The following is a 26,734-nucleotide window of genomic DNA, read 5'->3' as shown; positions in this document are numbered from 1 at the left end:
GAAATCGACCCTTAAAGATTGCCGCGCGGTGCGATCGGGATCGGTTTCTGCACACCGGAATGAGACGAGACACGTGCAGCCGGATTCGGATGCGCCAGCGATCACCTTCATTGCGTTTTGGGCAATGTCGGGATGTTAGCCAAACGCTCTGAGCTTCCTATGTTTGACGTCGCCGTCTTGCCACATGAGACAACGGCTGCGACATGCTAGCCAAGTCCCTACGAATGGGCTATTCTTTGGTCAATCTGGGGAAGTTTTCCAAGAAAGAAAAGAGCTATGTCAAGTACTATGGAGGTTCCGCTCTACGAGGATTCCGGAAAGGGTAAATTTACAGTAAGAATAACTGATCCTCTTGTCGGCAGAGCGGAGTGGTCTGTAGTTTCTGGTAAATCTCCTTTCCAGGATGGGACCGCCACTGGGTATGCAATTGAGAGGAATGGTAACATTGAGCTACGGGACCTTGTTGTCTCGCAGCCTTTATTCATTATCAATGGGGCGAATTTCAACGACCCACCTGGAAAGGTATATAGCGGCGAGTGCATTCTGTGCGAAGGGGTCGGAAACGGCTGGTCATCCGTTAAGCCCGGTAAGTCCGGGAGTAGGTGCTTTGTATCCGGTACCCTTGTAACGATGGCCGACGGTTCAAATAAGCCGATCGAAGAAATTCGCGCGGGAGACTTCATTTTGGCTTGCCTCGGAGGAGCGTTCGAGAAGCCCGAACCAATTCGAGTAGAGCGCCTTACTAGCGAACGATCCGCGGACACATTTGTTCTTCGACTATCCAACGGAGATACTCTGCATCTTTCGGGTCGGCAAAAGCTTCAGACTACGGCTGGCCTTGTGCGAGCAAGTGAGCTTCGTATTGGCGCCCCATTGATTGCTTGGAGAGGGGCGCCGATCATAGTTCTAGAGATCGTAGAACATGATCAGACGGAAAATGTGCACTTCCTCCACCTTGCGGGGGACTCGTACTTCCTTGTTGGGAAGATTGCGCCCATATTCGTAACCGGTGATCGTAAAAAGAAGTTGTAGCAGAGTCAGATAGCTGCCTTTCTTGGACAGGTGGTACAGAATGACTACGCCAGATTCTTCAACGCCAGAAGGAAGGAAGTTGGCTGCGGTCAACCGTGACGAAAAACAAAATCGAAAGCACGTTGAATACTCGGACAAACTTTCCGCTGAAGATATTAGATCAAATGAACCGGAATATTTTCATCAATTGATAAACATCGAAGATTACCAGGAGTTCATTCCGGAATCAAAGCGTCTTGCGGAACGGTATCTTGCGGACGGTGCCACTAAATCGCTCGAAGGGACAGTATACGCGCCTTTGGAATACCTGTCCTCTTATGACGAACCGGATTTTGACGCCGCGATGCGCACTATCTATGATAATCTTTTGGAGTCAATGTACGAAACCGATTCGTTTGATACCGGCACATTTTGGTTTCCAGATGAGACTAACACATATCGAAGATACAATGTCGGCAAACTCTCAGACGCTTGCGTCAGAGAAAGACTGTTTCAACTCGCTCCTTTCAATCTGGCTGATGGCGCTTGGCTACAGAATATTGCGTCCATCGGCCCTGTAAACAGAGTTCAGTCAAATCTGTTTTCGATTTGGAGCGACGAGTCTGGCAATGGAGTGACTAGTCAGAATCATCCCAACGTCTACGACGCTCTGCTTAAAAGTCAAAACATTTATTTGCCACCGGTAACTAGTAGGGAGTTCATTGAACAGGATTTTCTGCCGGGCGCATTTACATCTCCAACATTTGAATTGGCTATTGGTACGTTCCCGCAGGCATTCTTCCCAGAGTTGCTAGGTATGACGCTGTACCTCGAGTGGGAGGCCACACCTACCCTGACTTCGTGGGCGCGAATGCTCGCGGGCCGGCGAATGAACCCACTATTCTACAGCCTCCACGTGGCGATTGACAATATTAGCGAAGGACACGGCGCACTAGCAAAAGAGTCAGTGAAGCTCTATCTCGAGGGCATTCGGGAAGAAGGCGGTGATCAGGCAGTTCAAGATCATTGGCGCCGAATACGCAATGGCTATATTACGTGGCTCACAATCGGCGATATTGGAGTCCGGCTTGTTGAAAGATACTTGGCAATTGAGCAGAAGCAAATAAATTTGAGTGCCGTCCCTGAAAAAAAGCAGTGTTGGCCGGATCTCAGATCGTACTGTCGGCAGCAAATGATAAGACTGGTCGAGAGGAAGGCAGTCTACGCAAGACAAATTCACCGCGGGAAGTCTATCGGCGCTAAACCTTTAGCCGAACTATTTGATGACCCAGAGACCCTTCTTGATTCGCTTGTAAGATACAAATACGTCAACTCCGAAAGACCTCGTGCCAGCAAGCTGCTGAAACTCATGGAGTTCGACGGCCCAATGTATAAGGTCTTCACGGAGCGCGATAAGCGTATCATCTTGGACTGGATCGACGCTTTGAAAAATACCGACTACCCATGCGCCGACCCAATGCCAGAACTCCCGTCACCGACCGAATTGCCTGATAGGATGGCGAAAATGATCGAAGATCGGTCGGTCGAGGCGATGGGTGCTCATGACAATATCATGATCACCGACACTAGGGGAGCTTCTGTTCCGTTGAATTCTCTTTTCGGGAGTAGCCCAAAGCTTCTCCAGCTACTCGTTGCAAACGGGTGGATCGTTCCTGGCGACCCAGATCGCAGCATTTTCTTGACCCGTGTTATCAGAAATGGCGGCCCGATGGAGCACGTATTTGATGACGCCGAGAAAGATGTAATCCGTGAATGGATTGCAGAGGGCTCGCACTCCGTCGGGGAAGGTTCGACAAAGATCTTGTCTGGCGGGAGGGCGCAACGAAACCGCGTCAGCGACTCTCGTGGTGGGGAAAGCTTGAAGTCGCCTCAGCGCCCGCTAATAGGGATGGGCGCGGTGCACTAAGAAACCGCCGTCTTTACACTGACTACGACGTTACGCGGTCCAACTTCGATTTCACCAATCTGGCTGTAGTCGACGTCCGCGATTTTCCTGACTGTCTTTCGATCCGCAAAGCAGGAGGCCGCCACCACCATGGCTCTGGTCTGCATATGACCCTCCGCATCATTCCCGCCACGCTGCGCGATCTCTCCTACATCGCCGCCAACCTCCGGCCGGAAGACCGGGCCGAGATCGACTGCCAGTTCGACGACTGGTCGCCGGCGCTGCTGGCGCTGACGGCGCTGCAGGGGTTTGCCTATGTCGCCGAGCTTGACGGCAATCCGGAGGCCGGCTTCGGCGCTGCCGAGCAGCGCAGCGGGCTGTGGATCGCCTGGAGCTGGGGCACGCGCCGCATGAGGCGCTGCGTGCCTGGGATTACGGAATTCTTTCATGCCGTGCTCGGGCCTGAAGTTGCCGCGCGCGGCGCATGGCGGGTCGAGGCGCGAGCGCTGGCCGCCAATGATTTGGCGCTGCGCTGGCTAGGCCGGCTCGGCGCGACGCAACGCTGCCGCCTGCCGGGCTATGGCCGGAACGGCGAGGATTTTCTGCTCTACGACTGGACAAGAGCCTCTCACTTTGGAGAAAACTATGTGCCTTTTTCAAAAGCCGCCGGCGCTGAAGCCGTTGCCGCCGACACCGACCATTGCCGACAAGGACGTGCAGGCGCGCGAAGCCGCCTTGCGGGCCCAGCTTGCGGCCAATGACGGCACCGCAGGAACGGTGAAGACCGATCTGTCGCCCAGTGAGCTGACCGGCCAGCGCCGCGTGCTGCTGGGGGTGTGACATGGGCGCCATGAGAAGAGTGTTCCGCAACCGGGTGCTGGCCTGGTGGTACTGGCGGCGGCATGCAAGGTTGGTGAAGAAGAGATAGACGGGAGCTTGCCTGCCGGGATCGCGTAAGCCGCGATCCTTCGCGCCCCCCTCTGTCCTGCCGGACATCTCCCCCTCAAGTGGGGAGATTGGCTGCCATCACGGTCTTCGCCAATTTTCGAGCGGTGCAGAAAAGGCGCTGTCCTCCAAGCTGCCAATCTCCCCACTTGAGGGGGAGATGTCCGGCAGGACAGAGGGGGGTGTTCAAGCGCATGCCTCTACAATTGCCCTCAGGTGTTCCGCCTTTTCCGTAACAGCCCAGCGCAAATCGTGTTCCTTCCGCACGGTTGACATTCCTCCCTCAGCCGCCATGCTGCATTGCAACATGGCAATCGAGGAGTTCGGCATGACAGAAGCCCGGTCATCGCGCATCGAGTGCCTGGACGGGCTTCGGGCGCTTGCCGCGATCTGGGTGCTCATCGGGCACTGCTTGTTGTTGACCGGCTGGCAGATTCCTATTCTTGGCGAACCGGATCTCGGCGTCGATCTGTTCATCATGCTGTCCGGCTTCCTCATGGTGTTCCACTACCAGCTGCGCCAGGACAAGGAGCCGTGGCAAAGGCCGGAAACCTGGCTGAAATTCTGGACCCGCCGCTATTTCAGGATAGCGCCGCTGTTCTACGTCATGCTGTTCGCTGCCCTGGCGCTTGGCCCTTATCTCTACGGGTCGAGAATGATCATCGACGAGTTCCTGCTGCGGTCGCCGCAGGCGCCCGAGCGTTATCTCGACAGCGGCCTGAAGAATATCGGCGCCCATCTGCTGTTCCTGTTCGGCCTGGTGCCGAATTTCGCCTATCGCACGCCGCTGCCCGACTGGAGCCTGGGGCTGGAGATGCAGTTCTACGCACTGTTTCCGGCCATCATGCTGCTGGTGCGCAGGCTTGACTGGATATGGGCGGCCATGCTGGTCGCGGCGACCGGCAGCGCGATCGTGTTCTTGATGGGGCAGTTGTCGGTGCATTTTCCGATGCCGTCGTTCCTGCCGCTGAAGATGCAGATTTTCCTGTGCGGGATGCTGCTGGCGGGCGTCGTCCATCAAAGGCAAAGGCGGCCCTTCGTGCATCTGACATTGGCCATGCTGCTGGCCGCGCTGCCGTTCGGCGGCGGCTATGGGCTGAGCAAGATTTTGATGCGGGAAGCGCTCGTCCTGGGGTTCTTTGCGCTGGTCCTCTACCGGATGCTGCCGGGAATGGCCGGCATCGTGGCCAGAAAGATCGCCATGACGCTCGCCAACAGGTTCTTTCATTTGATGGGTGAGCTTTCCTTCAGCATCTATTTGATCCATCTGCTGGTTCTCCAGCCGGTTGCGGCTCTGGTCATCACCCAGTACGGCCATGATTTGTCGGCGCCGCTGCGCTTCGCGGTCGTCACCGTCGTCGTCTTGCCGGTGGTGTGCCTGCTGTCCTGGATCACCTACACGCTGATCGAAGTACCCGGCCAGAAGATGGGCCGTTTCGTGGTGCAGCGCTTTGGGCGCAAAGCCGCGCTGGAGACGACGCCGGCGGAATAAGGCGCTTCCAATCTCCCCCCTTGAGGGGGAGATGTCGCCGAAGGCGACAGAGGGGGTCGCCGATCCACGCCAGACGCCCCTCTGTCCTACCGGACATCTCCCCCTCAAGTGGGGAGATCGGCAGCTTCGGCGTCCCGCCATTTGTTTCTTTTTCCCATTGAGTTCATCAAGCGAGGCTGACCATGAGCGATTCCCGTGCTCGCGATATCCTGTCGCGACAGGCTGAACTGGAGAGCGAGCGCAGCCAGTATGAGCATGTCTGGGAGGCGGTGTCCGAATTCTGCGATCCCGATGCGCCCGACATGTGGAGCGGCGGCCGAAAGGCCGGCTTCGATTCGCAGGCCGAGCGGCAGGAGCGGCGCGGTGCGCGGGTCTACGCCAATACCATAAACTCGGCCGCCAACCGGCTGGCCGCGGGGCTGGAGACCCTGATCATCCCGCAGTCGGAGAAATGGCACGGGTTGTCGACCGCGGCCATCAACGACGAGGAGACCGACGAGGAAAAGGAATGGGCGGAAGCGCTGCGCGATTTCCTTTTCTCGCTGCGCTACTCCGCCAATTCGAACTTCGTGCCGGCAACGCAGGCCTGCCTGCGCAACGTCGTGCGTTACGGCCCGGCCTATCTTTATGCCGAGGAGGGTTTTGGCGGCACGCTGATCCGCTATGCCTCGATCCCGGTGGTCGAGGGCTACCTCTCGCGCAACCGCTGGGGCCAGGTCGACATTTTCCACCGCCGCTACGAGCGCACGGCAAGACAGGCCGCGCAACTGCTCGGCTATGACAGACTGCCGGCGCGGATCAAAGTTCTGGTCGACGACCCCGCCAAATGCGAGACGAAGATCTCGCTGATCCAGCGCATCCAGCCGCGCGACGAGCGCAAGATGTACAGTCTGAGCGGCTCCTACCAGTATCTCGATACCGCCTTCGCTTCCTATCATGTCATCGAGGACGAGGAGGCGATCGTCAGAGAAAGCGGTTTTCGCTCGTTCCCGGTGTCGTGCTTCAATTGGCGCCGCTACGAGGGCGATCCCTACGGCATCTCGCCGACCATTGAAGCACTGACGACGGTGCGCGAGGAGAACGCGGTGCGGCGCTCCGGCCTGCGCGCGCTGCAGCAGATCACCGATCCGGCGACTGCCTCCAAGGCTCGCCTCGACTATGTGCCGGTGCTCAATCCCGGCGAGAACTATCCCGGCCTCATCGACGATGCCGGCCGGCCGCTGATCGCGCCGATCGCCACCGGACAGAACCCGACCTATGCGTTCAATTATGCCGACAGCCGGGCCGAGGAGATCCGCGACATGATGTTCGTCAACCTGTTCCAGACGCTGGTGCAGAACCCGCAGATGACGGCGACCGAAGCCTTGATCCGGCAGGAGGAGAAGGGCGCGCTGCTCGGGCCGTCCGGTTCGATCATCCAGGCCGGCTTTGCCAGCAATCTCGACCGCGAGCTGGGTATTCTGGAAGACAAGGGACTTTACGAGGAAGACAGCCGCTTCCTGCCGCCGGCGAGCCTTGCCGGCAAGGCGCTGCGGCCGACCTTCACCGGCCCGCTCGACGTGCTGCGCCGTTCGGCCGAGGCGCGCGACACCATCCAGGTTGTCACCACCGCCATGCAGATGGCGCAGTTCGACCCCGGCGTGATGGACAATATCGACGGCGACGAGGCGCTGAAGATCGTGCAGGGCGCCGGCCGCAGCCCACAGCGCATTTTTCGCCGCCGGGACGAGGTGGCCGGCATCCGCGATGCCAGAGCCAAGGCTCAAGCTGAACAGGCCGGCATGGCGGCGATGGCTGCCGCCGGCAAGGTCGCCAGGGATGCCGTGCCGGCGGCAGTGCAGGCGCGCGACAGCGGCCTGCTCGACGGGCTCGGCGGACTGATGCCGCAGGCTGCGCAAGATGCTTCGGGCGGGCAGGGCGCATGAGCCAAAAACGCTTCGCCCATTCCAGCCAGGCCGGCGGCCCGGCCAAGGCGCGGGATGCGCTGGCCAACGCCTATCTCAGGGTGTTCTCGGGCCAGGACGGCGAAATCGTGCTGGCCGACCTGGCGGCCGCAACCGGCTATTACCGCCGCCCATCCTACAGCGAGTGGCTGGCCAAGACCAAAACGCCGAACGGCTTCGAGCTGCACAGCGCGCTGAGCAATGCGCGGGCCGAAGTGGTGCAGCATATTATGGGGTTTTTGACGCTGGACGAGGCGCAACTGGCGGCACTGGAGAAGGCGGCGAGGGCGGAGGAGTAGGGTGCGGGGAGCACTGACCTTGCGGAGGCCATGACCCACTTCGGCTGATCATTGTGCAAGTTTACGAACCCGGGTGTAATGCAACTCGTCCCTAGATCCCAACATGATGCTGGGACTATCTTCCAGAAGACGCTGCACCCGAATCGCCGAGGCGGATTTTCTTTGTGGGGAGAATAATCAAGTTATTGGATATCGTTGGACGGCTGTCAGATTTTGACAAAGAGGATACAATTTATGTGTCGGAGCCTTGGACCGAGTGTTCAGATGCAATGGTTGCGACCGAGCCGGAAGAGGGATTGGTGCCAGCGGAGGCAGCCAAAGCGGGCCTGACATACTTTATCGAGATATTCATTGCGATCGAATTTACCGAGGCCTGGGTTGCGTCGTTGAAGGAAAAGCCCAGCCTGTCGGCCATCTGTGAAAGGCTCATTTATTACGCCGAAAATGATGCGTAGGAAGTAAAAATGTCGACTGACCCACGTTATGATGGACAGCCGCTGCTTAGGCTACTGGAGCTTTATGTGCTCTGGGCCATCGGAGAACTTTCTCAGGAGTCGGAGGATGGCTTGAAAAAGATGGGCCCCAAACTGCAATCTATCTATGGCGGCGATGGACAATGGCATGACGCAATAGCCCAGTCTATGCACATGCCTGAGGGAATGCCGGCAGCAATCCGGGATATGTGGGCAAGGAACCTCAAAATCGCCCGCGACAATGATGTAACTCTCACACCGCAGAAATTTGCGGAGATGTTCGTGGACGAAAATTTCGTGGGTGGAACGTTCTTCTGATTGGAATTGCGAATTGAGGTGATGATGCCCCTAATTCTGCCCTGCCGTACACCCGGCTTGGCCTGACAAATCGTCCCTTAAAGGGCGTCGCGTATCGACGCGCCTTTAGGTCTTTGTTCATCCATGTCGTTGTCCCAGAACCGCTGCAAACTTTTGGGCGACATGCACTAGCCGCTGAAGCTGGCTCCACCGCGCCAACCGCATTCTACACTCAATAATCGCCGTTATAATACCGGTCGTCGCAGGGGGCGGTGTAGATGCGGCCGCTGGTGCGGTCCTGATAGCGGCAAAGCTGTTCGCTGCGCGGCTGCGGCGTGGTGGCGTTGCCGACGACGGCGCCCAGCAAGGCGCCGGCTCCGGCACCGATGACCGTGCTCTTGGTGTTGCCGCCGATCGCCTGGCCGGCAAGCGCGCCGGCGCCGGCGCCGAGCAGCGCACCCGTGCTTGTTCTCTGCTGTGCTTCGGTCTGCGCACAGCCTGCCAATGCGGCAGTCACCAGCATGGCGGCAATGGCTCTGGACATGGTCATCGTCTGGTACTCCCTTGAAACCTATGAGCTAATACACGGGGCGATTTTGCCAAGTGCGGTCGCATTTGCGGCGGAACATAGGCACCGTGCCTCACGAAATAAGACATGGTTGTTTTTGTCTGACGGCCTGATCCGCAAAGAAAGTAACCGAACAAGACCCAAAGAGCTTCATCTCCAGTCGACCTTCGAGAGCGCTACGCTGCCTCGATCTGCATTACCTTTTTCGCCGCAGCGGCCAGAAATCCGGATCGGCTGTAGCCGTGGCGCTCCGCATATCGGTCAATCTGATCGAGGACATCTTCCGGAATGGTGACATTGACACGCACGACCTTCGCAGCTTCAGCTTTCAAGGGAACCAGGATGGCGACACCGCTCAGATTGTCCTTGTCCGACATCACTTCCTCCAGGGACGACGGTTCGGGAATGGCCTCGCCATCCTCGACCAGCCCCTCGACATGAAAGGCCAGCGCTTCCCCGGCCATGGCACGGGCATCATCCAGGTTGACGCCGGCTGTCACCAGGCCCGGAAAATCGGGAAAGGAGACGCCGAAGTCGCTGTCCGCTTGCTTGTGGATCAATCCGATATAGTTCCGCATTTCTCTACCTCAGCTTCACGCCGGATTGTTTTTCAAAACTCTTGAGAGTGCCGATCGGGATGTCGCGCTTGGGATGCGGAACTGTCAGCCGGCCCGGCTTGGATTTGTGCTTGAACTGGGCGTGACTTCCTTTTCGAGCCACTTCGTACCAGCCATCCGCCAACAGCCTGTGAATGACATCGGCGCTCTCCATGTTGTGTATAGATACACATACCTGATCCAAATGTCCATGCGCTTTTGCCGCTGTTGCGTGCGGCGGCCCAGCCGACCCCGTTTTCAATCCCGCAAGAATGGAGAAATCAAATGACCCGAGGTCTTCCCCGGACGCTTTCGCGTGCCGCCGCCAGAGAAGCCGGCCTTGCCCCGCCCAGGGCGGGGCTTACCGCCAGGACGACCGGGCAGGGCGGCGCCTACCGCACCGTCTTCTCCTTCAATGCCATGCCGGTGCCGGTCACCGATGCGCAGGGCTTTGCCAGCCAGAAGCTCTTCGACTTTCTCGATGGCAAGGTGCGGATCAAGGGCGGCACGGCAAGATTGCAGTTCGCCGTGCTGACGCCACGCGCCTCGACCATCAACGACAATGTCGCGCTGACCTGGTCGCTCGGCTCGGCGGCAGCATCGAGCGCGGCGCTCGCCGGCACCATGGTCAATGTGCTGGGCGCGACCGGCCGTACGCTGGATGGCGCGGGTGCCGCGCCGTCGAGCGCATCGATTGCCGATGTTGCCGCAGCCTTGACGCTCGACGGCACCGTGACGCCGGTCGACCTCTATCTCAACCTGGCGTTTGCCACCGGCACCGATATCGACGCCGACGGCACGCTGGCGGTGTCGGGCACCATCACGCTGCTCTGGGAGAACTGGGGCGATAATGGGTAGGCGCTAATCTCCCCCCTTGAGGGGGAGATGTTGCCGAAGGCGACAGAGGGGGTCGGTTCGACCGGGCGCGACGCCCGGCGACAGATGAGGTCAGCGCTCCACGCGCGGCTACCCCCTCTGGCCTGCCGGCCATCTCCCCCTCGAGGGGGGAGATACCAAGCTTCGCCGCCAGTGCTCTCATCACCGGCCTTTAATTCTGTAACAAAAGGAATCTTCTCATGACAGATCTGGCAGACGCCGGGTCCGTGGTGGCGGCGCCACCGGCGGGCAACCTTGCACGGCCACCGGCCAACGGGGACAGCGGGTCCGCCCCGCCTGCGGCCACAAGCTGGTTTGACGGTCTCTCCGAAGGCAACCGCAAGCTTGCTGAAACCAAGGGCTGGACCAAGCCTGACAGCCTCGATCGGGTTTTCAACTCCTATGCGGAGCTGGAGCGGCAGCAGGGCGAGAGCCTGCGCGTTCCGGCAGCCGATGCAGCCGCGGAAGACTGGGACAGGTTCCACGCCCGGCTGCCCGAGGCGATGCGTCCGCTGACCTCGCCCGACAAGGTCGAGTACAGGCGCCCCGACGGGCTTCCCGAAAACTTCGCCTATTCGGACGAGCTCGCCAATGCGTCCAAGGCCTGGGCAGTCGAGGCAGGTGCTACCCCGAAGGTCGCACAGGCCTATCACGACCGCTTCGTCGGCTACATGGCCGAGCAGGCCAAGGCACAGCAAATCGCTGTTGCCCGCTCGGTCGAGACGACCCACGACGACCTCGTCAGGGATTGGGGACCGACCGGCAGCGATGGCTTTCGCCAGAAGCTCGAGGTCGCCAACCGGGCGATGAAAAAGCTCGGACTGGTCAATGCCTACAAGGCGAAGGGCATCCTTCTGCCGGACGGTGCCTTGACCGACCCGCAGATCGCCAAGGCGTTCCACGCCATCGGCGAGGCGATGTTCCGCGAAGACACGATCGACGGCAATGCTGCCTTGAGCGGAGGCAATCCCTTCAAGCGCAATGCCGCCGGCGAGCGCAACCTGACTGGCATCTCAGCCCTGGTCAAAAGCGACCCCGCCCGCGCCCGGCGGCTGGCACGCGAGGCCGGCGAAAATCCCGACCTGTGGATGCCCAACAATCCTCTTTAACCCAAACCTGAAGGAAGACAAAAATGGCAGACGCCTATACCCGTATCGCGGACGCGATCGTTCCGTCCGTCTATGCGCAATACTCGTTCGAGGAGCACGTCCAGTCGCTGGAGATTTACCAGGCCGGGATCCTGTTTTCCGACCCGTCGATCGCCTCGAAGCTCAGCCTGGGCGGACGTTCTGTCGACATGCCCGGCTGGAAGGACCTCGGCAACGATCCGTCCGAGCCGGTCAATGACGACCCGGCCGACTCGATCGAGATGAAGAAGATCGGCGCCCGCCGCGAAGTCGCGGCCCGCAATGTGCGTGCGCAGGCCTGGGGCATCCCGGATCTGACCTCGATCCTTGCCGGCGACGATCCGCAGAAGCTTATCGTGCGCCGCCAGACCGACTACTGGCAGCGCGCCAACAAGCTGACGCTGCTGGGCATACTGAAAGGCGTGCTGGCCGACAACATTGCCAATGACGCCGGCGACCTGGTGCGCATCACCGGTGCTTCCATCGTCGACACCGACATCATCGAGGCCGCCTATCTGATGGGCGACCGCGCCGACAAGTTCAAGACGATCTGGATGCATTCGAAGCAGATGAAGGCGCTGAAGCTCGCCGACCTCATCGACTATGTGCCGTCGTCCGAGCAGGGCGGGCCGCTGATCCCCTATTACATGGGGCTCAGGGCCGTCGTCGACGACGACATTCCGGTTGCCGGCGGCGTCTACACCGCCTTCATGTTCAAGGACAAGGCGATCCTGTGGAACGAGCTGCCGGTCAACACCGAAGGCGGGCCGCTCGAGTTCGACCGCAAGCCGCGGCAGGGCCATGGCGGTGGTGTCACCGAAATGGTCGGCCGCCGGCATTTCGTGCCGCATGTGCCGGGCACCCGCTTTCTCGACGCGTCCTCGGCCGGCGAATTCGCTACCGATGCCGAGCTGGCACTGGCGGCAAACTGGGACCGCACGGCGTCGAGCGTCAAGCACATGACGTTCATCGCACTGAAGACGACCGAGGCCTGATCGGGCGAAGGGGCGGGCATCAGACGTCCCGCCCCTTCTGGACGCCAGGTCGGCGAATCCCAAGTTCACCCGCTGCGCTGCGTCGGAGTGATGTGAATTTTGGCGTTCGCTACAACATTCATGTTGCCCTTTGGCCAATCGACGGCACCAAACAGTTACAAGAAAGGGCGATGCTGCCTTGTCTTGGTAAGGGAGGTCACCATGAACATGAAGTACAAAACAGTTCAGGAAGTGCTCCGAAAAGCGGGCATTGTCATGAGCAAGAAGGGGGAAGTTCATCGCATAAACTTCTTCAGCGGCCTGGAAGACACCGCCTACTATACGCCAAGTCTTCAGGACGCCCTGGACAGGGGCTTGGCTTTGGCGGGAGGTGCCGGAAGGGTGAAAGCAAGCGTCTTTGCCAAGTCAGCTGAAACAGGGATCTCGACCGGCGCACACGTCGGCTGACACAATTCAGGCAAGACATCGCCGCGTTGCGCGGCGGTGTCGTGAAACTGCAATAGCCGAAGCATTGCCGTCTTCCTTGCTCGAATGGGAAAAAAGACGGCTGACGCAGCGTCTGCCACGCCGTTTCATGACGGGCGGTTGGCGTCGTGACGGCCCCCGTGCACGAGACGTGCAACGTTCTGCCCAAGCCACAAATCACAAAAAATCCCCAGCCGCTTCGAAGCGGCTTTTTGCCGTGGAGGCACCATGCCCCGTTTTCTCCGACCGACCATACAGACAGAGGCCTGAGCCATGGCCATCACCCCGCTCGACATCGCCAACATGGCGCTCGCCGTGCTCGACGAGGCGCCGATCGAAAGCCTCGACCAGGACGCCAAAGCGGCACGCCTGCTCAATCTGCATTTTGACCTGACCCGCGAGGCCGAATTGACCAAGCATGCCTTTGTCTTCGCCATCCTGGCGGCCTCGGTCGCCGGCTTCGACACCGGCGGCGGTGCTGGCACGCTGAACTTCGCCTATGAACTTCCCGCCGATTGCCTGCGGCCCTTGCCGCTGACCCATAATGGCGAGCCGGATGGCGTGCCGCTCTCATGGCGGCAGGAGGCCGGGTTGGTCTATTCGGATCAGGCCGGACCGCGCGTCATCCGCTATGTCGCCAATCTGGCCGACCCCAACGACTGGGACGCGCTGTTCAGCGAAGTGCTGGTGGCGGCGCTCGCCATCAAGATCGCCCATCCCTTGACCCACAAGGCCAGCATGATCGACGTCGCCCGTAGCGCCTATGACAGGGCGCTGGACGCCGCCTATTCAGCCAATGCCATCCAGCGCGGCGGCAGATTTTCCACGACGTCCTGGGCTTTCCAGCGCGGCGACAGCCGGGGCGTCGGCCGATGACCACGCTCTATCCGGTCCAGGACGCTTTCATCCGCGGCGAGATTTCTCCCCGCTTGCATGCTCGCGCCTCGCTCGACCTTTACCGGGCGGCGCTGTCGAAATGCACGAACTTCGTCACGCTGCCGCATGGCGGCATCAGGAAACGCGGCGGCACGTATTTTTGCGCGCAGGTGAAGGCTCCGTCGAAGGCGACACGGCTGATCCCGTTCATCTTCTCGGCCGATCAGGCCTATGCGCTCGAATTCGGCGATCTCTACATCCGCGTCTATGCCTATGGCGCGCGTGTCGGCACGGTCGAAGTCGTTTCGCCTTATCTCGAGGCCGATCTGTTCGACCTGCAATTCGTCCAGTCGGCAGACCAGATGTGGATCACCCACAAGGATCATCCGGTCAAAGTGCTGACGCGCACCGCGCACACGACCTGGACGCTGGCCGATTTCGTCTTTCTCGACGGCCCTTACGACAAGATCAACACCACGGCCACGACGCTAACGCCGGCCGCAACCGGCAACGCCATGCCGGTCATGGTCGCGAATACGCTGCCAAGCGGCACGGTCAGCAACAGCAACGGCTCATCCGACGTGTGGCAGGTGTTCGATGGCGACAAGCAGAAGGGGGAGAACATAGCGGGCTTTCCGAGCGGGTATCTGCGCTACCAGTTCGGCGGCGGCGGGGCCAAGACAGTCGACGCCTACTGGATTACCGCGACGAATGATCACTCTGACACTGCATCGCCGACCCAGTGGCAATTCCAGGCCTCGCACAACGGCACCGACTGGACGACGCTCGACAGCCGGGACGGAGAGACCGGCTGGTCCAAGTCGGAAACCCGCTTCTTCGACGGCTTCAACAACACGGTTGCCTACGAATATTATCAGCTGCTGTTTTCAGGTGGCGGCAGCGACGGAACCGCTATCGCCGAACTGGCCCTGCACGAATACGCGCCGTCGCAAACGCCGTTTGATCTCTCGGCCTCCTCGATCGTCGGCATCAACGACGGCATCGGCTTCCAGACCAGCGATGTCGGCCGTGCCATTCGTCTGCTTGGCGCGGATGGCTTCTGGCGCTGGGCCAAGGTCGTTGCCCGGACCAGCACGACGGTAGTCACGGTCCAGTTGTACGGGCACGCTCTGCCCGATCTCAGCCCGATCATCCGCTGGCGTCTCGGCACGTTCGTGCCCGGCAAGTACGTCCAGAGCGGTTCGCTTTACGAGGAGCGTCTGGCGTTCAGCCGAAAATTCTCGGTCTATGCCTCGCAAACCGGCGATTTCGATAACTTCGCCACCGGTGAGAAAGACACCGACGCGCTGGAATTCGTGCAGGCAGGTGGCGGCCAGGCCAATGACATTACGTGGGTGGCGGAATCGGACGGTGCGCTGATCATCGGAACGCTTGGCGGGGTGAGAGCGCTGTCGGGCTCCGGCATCGACGAGGCGCTGACGCCGTCCTCGTTCAAGAACCGCCGGTCCCGGACTTTCGGTTGCGCCCCGCTGCGTCCCGTCGATGCGGGGCAGTCGTTCCTCTATGTCACCCGCTCCCGCAAATCGATCGCCGAGCTGACGCAAAACGCCACCGGCCGCTTCACCTCCGACGATGTCGGTCAGATATCGGAGCACATTCCCAAGAAAGGCGTCGTCGAACTCGCCTTCCAGACCGACCCCGATCCGCTGCTCTGGTTCCCGCTCGGGGATGGCGAGCTCGGTGGCTACACGCACCAGCCGTCGCAGGACGTTCGCGGCATGCATATCCACCAGATCGCCGGAAGCTTCGCAGGATCGAACTGGGCCGTTGTCGAAAGCGCCATGGTGACGCCCGGCCAGGACGGCAACGACGATCTCTGGCTGATCGTCAAGCGCACGATCGGCGGCGTGACCAGGCGCTATATCGAAATAAAGACCGCGCCGTTCGAGTATGGCGGGATCGGCGATGCATTCGAAGTCGACTGCGGCCTGACCTATTCGGGCGCCGCTGTGGGCACGGTCTCAGGGCTTGATCATCTCAACGGCGAAACACTCGACGTCTTGGCCGATGGCAAGGTCTACAAGGGCCTTGCTGTGGCTGCTGGCGCGGTTTCGCTGCCCGGTGGGGCTACGGCAGCCAAATGGCAGGTCGGGCTCGGCTACCAGTCCGAAGCCAACACGCTGGAGCTCGACGTCGGCGGTCGCGACGGATCGATCGTCGGGCGGCGCAAGAAGGTGGCCAAGCTCATTCTTTCGCTGCTGGAAACCGACACAACCGGGCTTCAGGTCCAGTCGTTCATCCGCGGCCGCTGGGAGCAGGTTCGCATCCCGTCCGTGGTTGCACCCGACGGCATGGCGAAATTGTTCACCGGCAATGTCGAGGTGCCGATCGACGATAGCTGGGAAGGGCAGGGGCGGGTGAAGATCCGCCACGTCAATCCAACGCCCTGCACGATCAGGGTGATGACACCGGTGTTCGACGCCGAGCCTTAGGAACATCCCGTTGCAGGTTGGCGAAGCCCTTGGTGACGGCCGATCTCCCCCCTCGTGGGGGAGATGCCAAGTGGTGGCAAGGAGGGCAGGACAGAGAGGGGCGCTGTCCCGCCGGCCAATCGTAATTACGTCCTTACGCCAATCCTGGCCCGACCGCGGTTAGCTAGGCCGCGATCCTTCGCGCCCCCCTCTGCCCTGCCGGGCATCTCCCCCACGAGGGGGGAGATCGGCAGCTGCGATGCCCTCCCTCCAGAAGGAACCCACCCGTGACCCAAATCCCCCATGCCGAGCAACTCGGCAGGGCGCGGACGGCTGCCGATTTCGCTGCCATCCGCGCCTTGCTCGACACCGACCTCAACGATGCGATCGCCCGCAAGGGCGAGCTGGAAACGGAAAAGTTTCACGCGATCTTCGGCGCCGGCAATTTGACGGCGGCGCGTGCCGCATTGGACGACTGCAACGCTGAAATCGCGCTGATCGAGAAAACCATCGAGAACGCGGACGAGCGCCGCGTTGGCGCCCCCCTGGACGAACCCCCCGCCGAAGCCGTCGCCGCCACGCCGGCGCCCGGCGACGAGGTCAGGACAAAGGCCGAGGCTCTCGGCGAGCGCTGGCGCACGGTCCACTGGCTGATCGAACAGCTGCGCCAGGAGCTGTTCGCGGCCGATGCCTTGAGCCGCGCCGTCACCGCCGCCAACGGCCTTTTCGATGCCGACGGCGCCGTCGGCCTGAAGGTCAACCTGACCACCATCCGGCGCACCGCCATGGCCGGCCCGCGGGCCGCCGCGCCGTCGCGTCTCAGCCGCCCGGCGATCCAGGCCGACCGGCTGCTTTTGTCCTTCCTCAGCCCGGGCGGCGTGCTCGACCGGCGCCCTGCGATCGGCGCGCCGGTCGACGGCATCAAAAGCAAATTCATTCCCGCCGGCGAACGAGGCTGACCATGTGCACACTAGCTCTTATCGGTACGGCGCTTTCGGTCGGCGGCGCGCTGGCGGAAGGCCAGCAATCGAAGCAAATGGCCGAGTACCAGGCCAAGGCCTATGAACAGCAGGCGCGGGCCGACGCCCAAAGCTCGGCCTTCGAGCAGGGCCAGGAGCGCCACAAGCAGGATCTGCTGCAGGCGCAGGCGCGTGTCCAGGCCGGCGCTTCGGGCGTCGCCATTTCTGGTTCGCCGACCGAGGTGCTGGCGGCCAATGCCAGGCAGGGCCAGCTCGACCTCAAGGCGATCCAGTACGGCTCGCAGCTGCGCCAGAACGGTCTCGCAACGCAGGCGGCGATCGCGCGCTTTTCCGGCAGGCAGGCGGTGGGCGCCTCGATCTTCAAGGCCGGCGGCAATCTCGTGTCCGGCATCTCCAGCCTCTACGACCCGGCCAAGGCGGTGACGTTCGGCAGAAGCGCCTTCCCGCCGGCGCCGGGTGGAGGCCTCTACTGATGGCCACCATCCCGCTCCAGCTTGCCCAGCGCCGCCTCGATACCGGCACTGTGGTCTCATATCCCAACGGCTCGCCGGTGGGCGCTGCCATGCAAGGCTTTGGCGACGAGCTGTCGGCGATAGCCGAACGCTTCCGGCAGCAGAAGCAGCAGCAGGATGCGTTCGACGCCGACATTATCGGCCGCGAGCTGAACGCACGCATCGCCCACGCCGAGGCCGTGGCGGTGCAGACCGCGCCGGCCGACGGCAGCGGCCTGCACGACTTCATGTATGGCCAGCTCGATCCGCGCAGCGACGGCGTCGTCAGGCCCGGCCTGTTCGACCAGATCTTCGACGACACCGCGGCGAAAGTGCCGGAGGGCGAACGCGCCAATTTCCTCGCGCAAAAGCAGGCTCTGCGGCTCGCCGGCTCGGCGCGCATGGCCGCGCAGCAGCACGCGCGGCGCCAGAACTATGAGCAGGCCGAGTGGAGCAAGGTCGAGGACGGTTACACAAGCGCCATCGCGCAGGGCGACCCGGACGACAGCGGCACGTTCGAGGCGATCCGGCAGAGCGGGCTCGAGCTGATCGGCAAGATGGGCAACCCGCTTGCCCGGCAAGCCGCCGAGGCCGCCTGGCGCAGCAACACGGCAAAGGCGCTCGCCCAGGCGATGATCGCCAAGGACCCGAAGGGTGCAGCGGAGGTGCTGGGAGGTGGGTCGGCTGACGCCCGCCTCGCTGATCTCACGCCTGCCGAAAGGCAGGAGTTCTTCCAAAAGGCCCGCGCACAAGTCTAGCTGTCGAACGCCTTCCTTCGAACAGTAATATTAGCACGGTAGAGATATGTGCTAGGTGTGCCGGCGCGAACACCGCACCAATCCCCGTCGGCCACGTTGTAGTCGATGTTTCCGCCATTATCGGGCCGGTGGTGAGTGCTGCATTGAACCTGGAGGTCATAAAAATCCTTCATGAATCCCCGCATTCGTACGGAAAACCCTTGAATGGGTGCACGTCGCGCGGCGCAGGGTTGATCTCCTCCAAACCACTCGGTCAATCCTACTCCGGCTGCATCGCACTGATATTGAAGTTCAAATTTGCTGGTGTCGGTTGGCGCCGCCTTTAGCCTCATCCATTCGACGGGTCGACCATCATTGGTAAGCCATTCACCTTCCTTAGATGAGCGCCAGCCATCCTCCGCGGTGAATGTAAACGACAACTGCAGCGGAACTAGAAGATCAACGAGAGACTTTATCTTGAAATTGGCCAACGTACGAAAGCAGCCCTTTGGAAATTCCTTGAGATACGATAAGAATTCCCTCGGCTCACTTGATTGTTTGATGCCATCCCAAATTACCTGTTCCTCTGGTGTCGGAACACACGCGTTGGCAGTTGCCGTCAGTGACAGCAGTGCTGCAAATATAACGCCGATATATATAATCTTTCTCATAGTCATTACTCCCCCCGACAAACGATCATAAAGAAAGCACGATCGGATGTTTAGCGCAAGCTTAATTGTAACGGAGCCGGTGTACTTTGTGAAACCAGTGCTGAAGCAACTAACAAGGTCACCTTGGCAGGCAGTGGATCTCCAGCCTGACCGGTCCGCCTCGATCGCAACTCGTGCAGAAGAGCGCCCTTTCCACGGTGCTGAACAGCGTGTCTTTTCCATATCGCCGGATGAGGCTCGCCGGCTTTACCTCGGCATGGTGCGAACAGTTTTTGCACCATGCCCGCAGCGAATGCCATTCGCGTAGATCGCCAAGGGAGGCATCGAGGCTGGCGTGGACGCTGCCGTCGACTATGGTCTCGGGCTCAACCTTCGTTTCGCCGGGCGTTATGATTTTCTCCATTACATGTCGGCCGTTGTAATGAATGAGCAGCATTCCCGGCCGCCGGCGTATGGCTGCCTGCCAGGCAGCTTGGCTCACCACCGAATCTGGCGACCGCCCGATGGTCTCGACCAGTCGTTTTTCATCGCGGTCCCAAACCTCGATCCGAAAATTGTCCTCCGCTGTTTTAGCCATAGCTTCGCCGGCCAGCGCTTCTGGCGCCTCGCCCTTGTCCTTTCCTGCTTAGATCCATCAGAAATAAGGAACTTATTCCTCGCGGGTCAAGACATCAGTTCTTATTTTGTTCGCCCTACGATATTTGCGGATATGGCTGGCCTAGCTGCCTGTCAGAGCGATAATCAGACTCCACATTTCGCCCCCTCTCTGATCCAATGGGGTAGGGCCAATGGGGGACTATTATCGTGGAAAAGACTTTCACGTTCCGCTTCTACAACGTCACTCGCAATAACAATAACACTCCAGCGATGGTTGGCATTCTTCGAATGGTTGCCAGCATTCAAGACAGGACCCAGCGTGAAAAACAGTTATCTCAGGACTACGTTGTTCGTCTCGAGAATCTTGAAGACGATGGGCCAAACGCAGTAGTGGGGGAGTTCACTCGCTGCCAGAACACGAATCTTCCCTCAGAAATAGATGCTGGAGACAGGAAGCCGCTGGAGGCGGAAAGGCTGGGCCACAGCGTCGTCTTTCGGTTCAACCATCAAATGGGCATATTGGGCGTTCAATATGATCCGAGAATTATCTCTCCGGGTCGCATTCTTGAATATCTGTCGGCTTTTAATGCCGCTGCGATCTACGCCATGCAGCCTAGAATCAACCAAGAAGCTTGGGACAGGTTCAATGCAGGTGAAACGAGAAAACTCTCGATTAGGATAGCCAATCCTGACGATATGGGCGTATTCGCAGGGGGCGGTCAGGCGGCCAGCGATAGCTTTAGAGCAATGGGGGAGGCGTACGGCGCGCCGCTTGTTACCGTGGAAATTTCGATGGGGCACCATAGTGGATTCCTGTCCAATGCAGTGCGAGGGCTAGCCTCTCAGCTGGCAGCAATGAATTTCCCAGGTGTGCGCTTGGATCGCTTAACGGCGAAAACCGTTGTTAATGACGCCTCTGAGGAAATCGACCTCATCGAAGATCGCGTGGTGTCAAGGGAAACTTTGGAAATTCACGATCGCGACCCAGAGGTAAATTGGAACGTAAAGAAAAACTATATAAATGCAACTATGCAGCAGCTATTCGGATGAAGAAAATTAGGTATCTTCTTGAGAGATTCGGTCCATCCACGCTGGCCCTTGTCTCAGCTGTGCTAATTTACTACTATAGAGCACCGCTAAGCAATGGTGCATACCAAGAACATATAAGCTTTTCAGGCCTATACTCGTCAGTGTTCGATTGGGCATCTATTCAGACAGGGTTCTTATTTGGCATATATGGCTATGTTGCTGGCAAATCTGATGGGTTCATTGGAGCAGTCAAAAACACTCCCGCTATGACGCTATTTATAGGTTACACCAAAGTCGCAACGTACCTTGGCTTTCTGGTGACGTTCTTTTCTATACCTTTGATTGTCGTTGATTTTTCGATCACCCCAGCTGCTTGGTGGCGCTATGCAATCTTCATCGGATGGTCATTTTTCTCGATTTGGGCCTTTTTCGCGTTTTTGAGAGTGGCATATGTCTTTGGCCACTTGATCCGCCCCGCAGATCAGAACAGAGTTGTGGGATAATGACCGACCAAGAGACCGAGAGACGGCGGTCCGAGATGCGGCGGATTAGAACCAACAACATCGCGACCGGGTACAAGGGGAAGCCCCACGACGGGCCTGTCGACGACGAGTCAAAACACTTCATCTACTGTCCGGTTTGCGGGCAGACATTTGACGCGCGCGACCTGGGACAGGTGTTCCATCTGCCGAGCCGGAACACCAACCGCTTCCGGCGGAGCAGTAGAAAGCTGACTACTCGTCCCAGAAATCCTGCAGCGACGCGTGGCGAAGGTCTTCCTCGCCCCTGAGATGTTTGACGCGAGCTTTGATCCCCGGCTTCACCCATTGCGTTGCCGGCCGCTTTGGCATGTTCTTTGGCGGTGGGCCGGTATGTTCCTGGACCCGCTTCCACAGCCGCTCGCGCATTTCGCGATTGACGCTTACGAAAGCGCTGCCGACATATTTGCGCGTGCCGGGCTCGGCCATCAGGGCAAAGGCCGGTTTCCCGCGCTCGCGTTCTACGCCGAGCAATTCGTATTCGCCAATTGTATAGCACTTGGTTTTCAGCCAGCTGGTGGTCGGGCCGCTGACATACTTGCTGTTTATTCGCTTCGATACCATGCCCTCTAGGCCAGCCTTGTCGACCAAATGATAGATCGCGGTTGCCTCGCCTGGCAGCGCCTCGCTGAATTGGATACGGCCACCGGGCTCTATCACGCCGGCGAGGATTTCGCGTCGCTCCTCTAAGGCCATCGTTCGAAGATCATGACCGTTGAGGTGCAGGAGATCGAAGGCGACGAAGTAGAGATCATGCTGGCGCCGCGTGATTGCTTTCCGCAGTTCGGCAAAATCGGAGAGGCCATTTTCATTAAGGACGATGATCTCGCCGTCGATGATCGCGTTCTGGACGTCCATCTCTTTGGCTGCCGCAGCCAGGTCGCGGTATTTCGATGTCCAGTCTAGGCCACGCCGGGTGAAGATTCGCGCGCGGCCGGCGTCGATGATGATCTGGGAGCGGTAGCCGTCGAACTTGACCTCGTGACTCCATCCGTCGCCCTGGGGCGGATTCGCTACCAGAGTGGGCATCATCGGAGGGATGAACTCTAGACCTCCGGCAGTCGATCCCTTAGTCACGACTAGGGTCTAGGTCTTGGTATGTCGGAACGCATCCCTCGAACGGGGGATGATCGTCAAAGGTCGTTACCCATCGTCGACAGCGACAAGCCGGTAGCGGAAGTGATTGCGAATGTGATCGTTAAAATAGCGGCCCTTGGCGAAGGCCGCTTTGAACGCAGCATACGTCTCGGGTGGTACGTCCTCAAACTTGTACTGTTTGCCGCTGGCCACGAACCACACCGAAAGGGTTCTGTTCTCCGGATCGTATTCCGTCTTGCGTATCGACGTCGATGGCATCAAGGCGGCCCGACTAAAAAGCTATCAATGATCAAGGAGACGGTCGCGTTCCCTAAAAGCTGCTTTCTAAGTCTTCGGCGCGCCACAGCGACCTTTGGCCCGGCAGCCGGCTCGACCGGATCAGCGCTGGCGCTATCACCGGTGAGTACGCCACTCCGCGGGTTGGTGCCGCCATCGGGACAGCGGTCTGATTGTGGTCACGATCCTGGCTTATGGCCTGCTAACCGCCGAGCGGTCAGTTTGGCGATGCCTTCTGGATCGCCTCCTGTTTCAGATGAAGGATTGACCTGTTGCGCACAGACACTTTTCCGACCATGGCAAGGATCGTTTTTCTGCTCACCTTGGTCGTTGTTCTCCTGCTCGCGCTTTCGCCGGTGCGCTTCCTGCAGGAGTTGGACATGGGCTTCACCTTCCAGCATGACAAGCTCAACCACGCCGCGGCGTTCGCGGTGCTGGCGGCGCTCGGAAGCCTCGGCTGGCCGGAACACAAGACGAGGCTGGTCGTGCTCCTCGCTCTTACCGGCGCGGCGATCGAGCTGCTTCAGGGCGCGCAGCTGATCGCGCGCGATATGGATATCCTCGACTGGGTCGCCGACTGCGCCGGCATGGCCTGCGGGCTGGCGGCCATGGGCGGGACAAGAAGGCTCATCGGCGGATTGCTGTAGTCTCGACCGCGCTGCTCACTATCCGCAAAATCGTCCGTGAATATACCGGCTGCGCCGAATAGCGCGGTGTCCGGCCGCGTAGCTTAAGTCTCCCACCGACAGCACCGAACCCCTTCCAGCCTCGCTTATGCGGGGCTTTTTTTATGGAGCAAGCCCTCATGTCCCGACCTGCAACTGCCGCCGTTCGCCTCCTGACCGGCGAACGCGAACCCGTGCGCCTCGCAACCACGGCCGACATCCTCCTGCACGGCCTGCAGGCCATCGATGGCGTGCCGGCCGAAATCGGCGACCGCGTGCTGGTCAAGGACCAGGCCGACCCGACGCAGAACGGCATCTACACCGCGAGCGCAGGCGAATGGTTCCGCGCCGCCGATGCCCGCACTACCCGCACCCTGCAGAAGGGCACGACCGTTCACACCCAGATCGGGTCGGACAATGCGGACCGCGTGTTCGAGTTCACGGCCGACGAGCCGGCCGTCGGCGCCGATGCCATCACCATCGCCGCATCCGTTCCGCCCGACATCGCGGACGTGGTCGAAGAGGTCGAAGCGCTGCGCGATGAAACCCAGGCGCTGAAGGATGCTGCCGCCGCCAGCGCCGGCCAGGCATCCGCGAGCGCTGCCGCTTCCGCCGCGAATGCCGGCCAAACCACTGCCGACCGGGCTGCCACCAATTTCGATGCTGTCGCGGCCGCGGCGGCCGTCATCAGCGCTCAGGCCGCACGCGACGCTTCGCTCTACGGCAAGGGCATTTTCCCGACGACTGCGGCGGCAATCGGCTTCGGCGTCGTCGGCAACGGTGCGATCACGGCGGGCTCGGGCGGCGCCAATGGCACGTTCGACCTGGCGTTTACTGGCGGGACCGGTTCGGGCGCCGCCGGCCGCTTCATAGTGGCGGGCGGGGCGCTGACGCAGATACTGATCACGGCGCCGGGCTCCTACACGGTGGCGCCGACGTTCAGTTTTGCAGCCTCGGCAGGGCTCGCCGGCGCCGCCGCCGCGGCGGTGCTGGGCAGGAATGTCGATGTCGGCGAGTATTTCTGGACCGAAGTTTCGACTGGTGTGCTTGGGCTGTACAATGTCACGGCCGGGCCTGTGGCGGCCGATACGGGCGTTCGCGCGGCAACGGCGGAAATTGCCCTGATCAGCTCAAGGATCGTCGGACCCGTTCCGATCACGGGTTCCGTCGGCGGCACGGTGATTACGAACGACAGCGTCTATTTTTGGCCTGGATCGCTGTCGACGGTCGATGAATATCTGTCGACCTTGGAGCTTGGATTTGGCATCGTGCCGGGGATAGCCCACATCGTTATTGCCCACGTCGAGGGCGACGGGACGCTTAGCCTGGTTTCCGACCAGACAATGTCCGTTCCAGCCGGCCCGTCGTCTGTTGTTTCAGGGCTTTCGATCCTGAAGCCTGCCGGCAGCGTCATGGGCCTCCAGCGCACTGGCGCTGGTAGCTGGTACTACACTGCCGGGGCAATTCCGAACGGCGAAGTCGAGTGGTTCACGGCGGCGGTTCCGGCCTCGCACACTGCCAAGACTATAGGCGCTGTAAATGGTCCGCAGTGGAAGGCGACCTTCACCGGCGAAGTCGCCGTCAAGGCGCGTGCTGCCTATACCACAGCAAACGGTCTCGTTTCCGCTGTCGGCGTTAGCCAGGAAATCGGCTGGCCGACGCTGGTCAACACGGGGTCGGACGTTCCGGGCAGCTACAGCGTCATCATGCAGACGCCAGCGCCGGCCGACGGCCATATTACAGCGGTCGACGTTGGCGCTGGCGCTGGCGCTGGCGCCGGCGCTGCGCTCATTCATGTAGTGGACTATCTCGGCGGGTTGGTGGTCAATGTCCTAAGCACATATGCGGTGACGCTGGTCAACGGGGTCGCTCATATCCCGCTGGGTATCCCAATCCCAGCCGGCAAATATCCGGCGATCAGCGGTGGCGCCTACAAATTTCAAAACAACGTCAACCCGCAAGGCATCCCGGCATGGATCAAATCAGGCGCGCTGTCGAATGGCGCGACCGTAGCATCGTCCGCCCAGCATCGGTACGAGGTCCGCTTTACGATCAAGACCGGTCTGCTCGCCGATGCCGACCGGGCCTTGACCGGCGGCGCCAGCAATACCGGCATGAACCTGCTGGCTGACGCCGATCCGAACGGCGTCGTCGATGCGACCGCGCTGTTTGCGTCCGCGGCGAGCGCTCATCCCAACCCCTATGTGCCGCCTGGAAATTTCGCCTTGACGGCCATTCCCGCATCTGGCGACGGTTTTTGGGGACCTGGCGAGCCGGCCGTCAACAGTAAGCGCTTCTTCATTCCGCGCCGGCCGTCGCTGCAAAATCTCTATGACGGCTTTCGCGCGACGATGGCCGAACACATCGCCAACAACGATGTGCTCTGCCTGATCGCCGATAGCATCGGCCATTGGGCGCTTGCCAGCGACGGGCCGAAACACTGGTTCAACCTGGTTACGCGTTTTGCCAATATCGGCATTGCCGACGATGAACCGGGCATGACTGCTTTGCGGCCAAGCTCTACCTATCTTCCGACTTTCTATGGCGTCACCGTCGCCGGGAGCGTGTTGACAGGGTCGCGCGGGCCGATCGGCGAGAGCATCATCCTCGCCGCCGGCGCGTCCTTGGCGTTTACCGGCACCTATGAACAGGTCGACGTCCACTACACTCAGGACGCCGCTCAGGGATCGCTTGCCTTTGTCTTCAACGGCGGCGCGGCGTACAAAACCGTCAACTGCGCCGGCGCCCTGGCGCTTGATCAGTATTCGGGGCCTTCGCTCACCGGGCAGGCGGCAAGCGGCAATTACACTCTTACGGCTGTCGGCGGTCCTATCGAGATTACCGGGCTCATCAGGCTTGGCGTCAAGGCGGCCGGCTCGCGTCCGCGCCTGCGCACCTTGCGCGCGGCACACGGCAGCTATGCCTTCTCGTCATTCAACACCGCGCGTCTTACATCGGCCGCCGCTCAATGCGGCTACGCCGGCGGCAAGATCGTGCCCATCCTAGCGCTCGGCATCAATGACAGCTTTGGCACGCCGCCGGCCACGATATCGGCAAACATCGCAACAATCATCAACACGTTGGAAGCGGCCGCTGCACCGCGTATCCTTGTGATGCCGCCGACGCGGCCGTCAGCCGCATGGGATGCAAGCTACACGGGCGGTCGGACCTATGATGCCGCCCTTGGCGCAATCCGTCAGACCTATCGATCGCGCAATGTGCTGACCATCCCGATCGACGGCTTCGACTACATCAATTCGGGAAACTATCAAGAGGGCTTGCATTTCAACGATGCCGGCCATGACGGCAATGCGCTGCGCTTCATCGAACAAGTCGCGGAAAGGGGATAA

The 26,734-nt window shown here is 60.4% G+C and carries 28 protein-coding genes; 21 read left to right on the top strand and 7 right to left on the bottom strand.

Annotated features, from left to right (window positions below):
* Window positions 1-276 precede the first annotated feature (276 nt).
* The 8 genes from NKI47_RS26920 (at window position 277) to NKI47_RS26885 (ending at window position 8,387) form a co-directional block, all read left to right on the top strand.
* Window positions 277-1,032, top strand: coding sequence for a Hint domain-containing protein (locus NKI47_RS26920; protein ID WP_352594201.1), 756 nt, complete (start codon window positions 277-279; stop codon window positions 1,030-1,032).
* A gap of 40 nt (window positions 1,033-1,072) precedes the next feature.
* A complete protein-coding gene (locus NKI47_RS26915) occupies window positions 1,073-2,938 on the top strand; it encodes an iron-containing redox enzyme family protein (protein WP_352594200.1) in 1,866 nt (621 codons plus the stop codon).
* A gap of 146 nt (window positions 2,939-3,084) precedes the next feature.
* On the top strand, window positions 3,085-3,678 hold the full coding sequence (locus tag NKI47_RS26910) for a hypothetical protein (protein WP_352594199.1): 594 nt from the start codon (window positions 3,085-3,087) through the stop codon (window positions 3,676-3,678).
* A 512-nt stretch (window positions 3,679-4,190) separates the two neighbouring features.
* On the top strand, window positions 4,191-5,354 hold the full coding sequence (locus NKI47_RS26905; protein WP_352594198.1) for an acyltransferase family protein: 1,164 nt from the start codon (window positions 4,191-4,193) through the stop codon (window positions 5,352-5,354).
* A 182-nt stretch (window positions 5,355-5,536) separates the two neighbouring features.
* On the top strand, window positions 5,537-7,279 hold the full coding sequence (locus NKI47_RS26900; RefSeq protein WP_352594197.1) for a portal protein: 1,743 nt from the start codon (window positions 5,537-5,539) through the stop codon (window positions 7,277-7,279).
* Window positions 7,276-7,596, top strand: coding sequence for a Bbp19 family protein (locus NKI47_RS26895; RefSeq protein WP_352594196.1), 321 nt, complete (start codon window positions 7,276-7,278; stop codon window positions 7,594-7,596). Before NKI47_RS26900 ends, NKI47_RS26895 begins: the two co-directional genes overlap by 4 nt.
* 185 nt (window positions 7,597-7,781) lie before the next feature.
* A complete protein-coding gene (locus tag NKI47_RS26890; protein WP_352594195.1) occupies window positions 7,782-8,051 on the top strand; it encodes a hypothetical protein in 270 nt (89 codons plus the stop codon).
* A 9-nt stretch (window positions 8,052-8,060) separates the two neighbouring features.
* Window positions 8,061-8,387 (top strand): hypothetical protein, encoded by a 327-nt coding sequence (locus tag NKI47_RS26885; RefSeq protein ID WP_352594194.1) that lies wholly within the window; start codon window positions 8,061-8,063, stop codon window positions 8,385-8,387.
* Between the two features lie 211 nt (window positions 8,388-8,598).
* Here NKI47_RS26885 and NKI47_RS26880 read toward each other — a convergent pair whose 3' ends face one another.
* The 3 genes from NKI47_RS26880 to NKI47_RS26870 all read right to left on the bottom strand — a co-directional run bounded on the left by NKI47_RS26880 (window position 8,599) and on the right by NKI47_RS26870 (window position 9,705).
* Window positions 8,599-8,916: a YMGG-like glycine zipper-containing protein gene (locus NKI47_RS26880; protein WP_352453776.1), complete on the bottom strand. Its 318-nt coding sequence runs from the start codon at window positions 8,914-8,916 to the stop codon at window positions 8,599-8,601.
* A 194-nt stretch (window positions 8,917-9,110) separates the two neighbouring features.
* Complete coding sequence (locus NKI47_RS26875) at window positions 9,111-9,512, bottom strand: type II toxin-antitoxin system HicB family antitoxin (protein ID WP_352541138.1); 402 nt, start codon at window positions 9,510-9,512, stop codon at window positions 9,111-9,113.
* 4 nt (window positions 9,513-9,516) lie between these two features.
* Window positions 9,517-9,705: a type II toxin-antitoxin system HicA family toxin gene (locus NKI47_RS26870; protein ID WP_352594193.1), complete on the bottom strand. Its 189-nt coding sequence runs from the start codon at window positions 9,703-9,705 to the stop codon at window positions 9,517-9,519.
* A gap of 110 nt (window positions 9,706-9,815) precedes the next feature.
* On the opposite strand from NKI47_RS26870, the gene NKI47_RS26865 reads away from it, so the two are divergent.
* From NKI47_RS26865 to NKI47_RS26825, 9 genes are all read left to right on the top strand, one after another.
* Window positions 9,816-10,388 carry a hypothetical protein gene (locus NKI47_RS26865; protein WP_352594192.1) on the top strand — a complete coding sequence of 191 codons (573 nt, stop codon included), beginning with the start codon at window positions 9,816-9,818 and terminating at the stop codon, window positions 10,386-10,388.
* Window positions 10,389-10,606: 218 nt separating this feature from the next.
* Complete coding sequence (locus tag NKI47_RS26860) at window positions 10,607-11,515, top strand: hypothetical protein (RefSeq protein ID WP_352594191.1); 909 nt, start codon at window positions 10,607-10,609, stop codon at window positions 11,513-11,515.
* A 23-nt stretch (window positions 11,516-11,538) separates the two neighbouring features.
* Window positions 11,539-12,528, top strand: coding sequence for a Coat protein (locus NKI47_RS26855; RefSeq protein ID WP_352458159.1), 990 nt, complete (start codon window positions 11,539-11,541; stop codon window positions 12,526-12,528).
* A gap of 201 nt (window positions 12,529-12,729) precedes the next feature.
* Window positions 12,730-12,975, top strand: a complete 246-nt coding sequence (locus NKI47_RS26850; protein ID WP_031211513.1) for a hypothetical protein — start codon at window positions 12,730-12,732, stop codon at window positions 12,973-12,975.
* A 291-nt stretch (window positions 12,976-13,266) separates the two neighbouring features.
* Window positions 13,267-13,869: a phage connector family protein gene (locus NKI47_RS26845; protein WP_352594190.1), complete on the top strand. Its 603-nt coding sequence runs from the start codon at window positions 13,267-13,269 to the stop codon at window positions 13,867-13,869.
* Complete coding sequence (locus NKI47_RS26840) at window positions 13,866-16,322, top strand: phage tail protein (RefSeq protein ID WP_352594189.1); 2,457 nt, start codon at window positions 13,866-13,868, stop codon at window positions 16,320-16,322. Before NKI47_RS26845 ends, NKI47_RS26840 begins: the two co-directional genes overlap by 4 nt.
* 266 nt (window positions 16,323-16,588) lie before the next feature.
* Entirely contained in the window at window positions 16,589-17,260 is a 672-nt protein-coding gene (locus tag NKI47_RS26835; RefSeq protein ID WP_352594188.1) for a hypothetical protein, read from the top strand.
* A 2-nt stretch (window positions 17,261-17,262) separates the two neighbouring features.
* Window positions 17,263-17,754: a hypothetical protein gene (locus tag NKI47_RS26830; protein ID WP_352594187.1), complete on the top strand. Its 492-nt coding sequence runs from the start codon at window positions 17,263-17,265 to the stop codon at window positions 17,752-17,754.
* Window positions 17,754-18,530, top strand: coding sequence for a hypothetical protein (locus NKI47_RS26825; protein ID WP_352594186.1), 777 nt, complete (start codon window positions 17,754-17,756; stop codon window positions 18,528-18,530). Before NKI47_RS26830 ends, NKI47_RS26825 begins: the two co-directional genes overlap by 1 nt.
* Here NKI47_RS26825 and NKI47_RS26820 read toward each other — a convergent pair.
* Both NKI47_RS26820 and NKI47_RS26815 read right to left on the bottom strand, forming a co-directional pair.
* Window positions 18,527-19,180 carry a hypothetical protein gene (locus NKI47_RS26820; RefSeq protein ID WP_352594185.1) on the bottom strand — a complete coding sequence of 218 codons (654 nt, stop codon included), beginning with the start codon at window positions 19,178-19,180 and terminating at the stop codon, window positions 18,527-18,529. The two genes, NKI47_RS26825 and NKI47_RS26820, sit on opposite strands and share 4 nt — an antisense overlap.
* A gap of 118 nt (window positions 19,181-19,298) precedes the next feature.
* Complete coding sequence (locus NKI47_RS26815; protein ID WP_352594184.1) at window positions 19,299-19,757, bottom strand: hypothetical protein; 459 nt, start codon at window positions 19,755-19,757, stop codon at window positions 19,299-19,301.
* A 227-nt stretch (window positions 19,758-19,984) separates the two neighbouring features.
* Between NKI47_RS26815 and NKI47_RS26810 the strand changes: the two genes are divergently transcribed.
* Window positions 19,985-20,827 (top strand): hypothetical protein, encoded by an 843-nt coding sequence (locus NKI47_RS26810; RefSeq protein ID WP_352594183.1) that lies wholly within the window; start codon window positions 19,985-19,987, stop codon window positions 20,825-20,827.
* On the top strand, window positions 20,824-21,309 hold the full coding sequence (locus NKI47_RS26805) for a hypothetical protein (protein WP_352594182.1): 486 nt from the start codon (window positions 20,824-20,826) through the stop codon (window positions 21,307-21,309). The genes NKI47_RS26810 and NKI47_RS26805 overlap by 4 nt, the downstream gene beginning before the upstream one ends.
* A gap of 231 nt (window positions 21,310-21,540) precedes the next feature.
* On the opposite strand, the gene NKI47_RS26800 is transcribed toward NKI47_RS26805, so the two are convergent.
* Together NKI47_RS26800 and NKI47_RS26795 are read right to left on the bottom strand one after the other, a co-directional pair.
* Window positions 21,541-22,377, bottom strand: coding sequence for an ATP-dependent DNA ligase (locus NKI47_RS26800; protein WP_502898077.1), 837 nt, complete (start codon window positions 22,375-22,377; stop codon window positions 21,541-21,543).
* 111 nt (window positions 22,378-22,488) lie between these two features.
* On the bottom strand, window positions 22,489-22,701 hold the full coding sequence (locus NKI47_RS26795; RefSeq protein ID WP_352594181.1) for a KTSC domain-containing protein: 213 nt from the start codon (window positions 22,699-22,701) through the stop codon (window positions 22,489-22,491).
* A gap of 290 nt (window positions 22,702-22,991) precedes the next feature.
* On the opposite strand from NKI47_RS26795, the gene NKI47_RS26790 reads away from it, so the two are divergent.
* Both NKI47_RS26790 and NKI47_RS26785 read left to right on the top strand, forming a co-directional pair.
* Entirely contained in the window at window positions 22,992-23,366 is a 375-nt protein-coding gene (locus tag NKI47_RS26790) for a VanZ family protein (RefSeq protein WP_352594180.1), read from the top strand.
* A gap of 158 nt (window positions 23,367-23,524) precedes the next feature.
* Window positions 23,525-26,734 (top strand): SGNH/GDSL hydrolase family protein, encoded by a 3,210-nt coding sequence (locus NKI47_RS26785; RefSeq protein ID WP_352594179.1) that lies wholly within the window; start codon window positions 23,525-23,527, stop codon window positions 26,732-26,734.

Source organism: Mesorhizobium sp. M0633 (assembly GCF_040320645.1).
Lineage (GTDB): Bacteria > Pseudomonadota > Alphaproteobacteria > Rhizobiales > Rhizobiaceae > Mesorhizobium.
The sequence above is the reverse complement of the archived record's forward strand: the minus strand, read 5'-3'. Positions and strand labels throughout refer to the sequence as shown.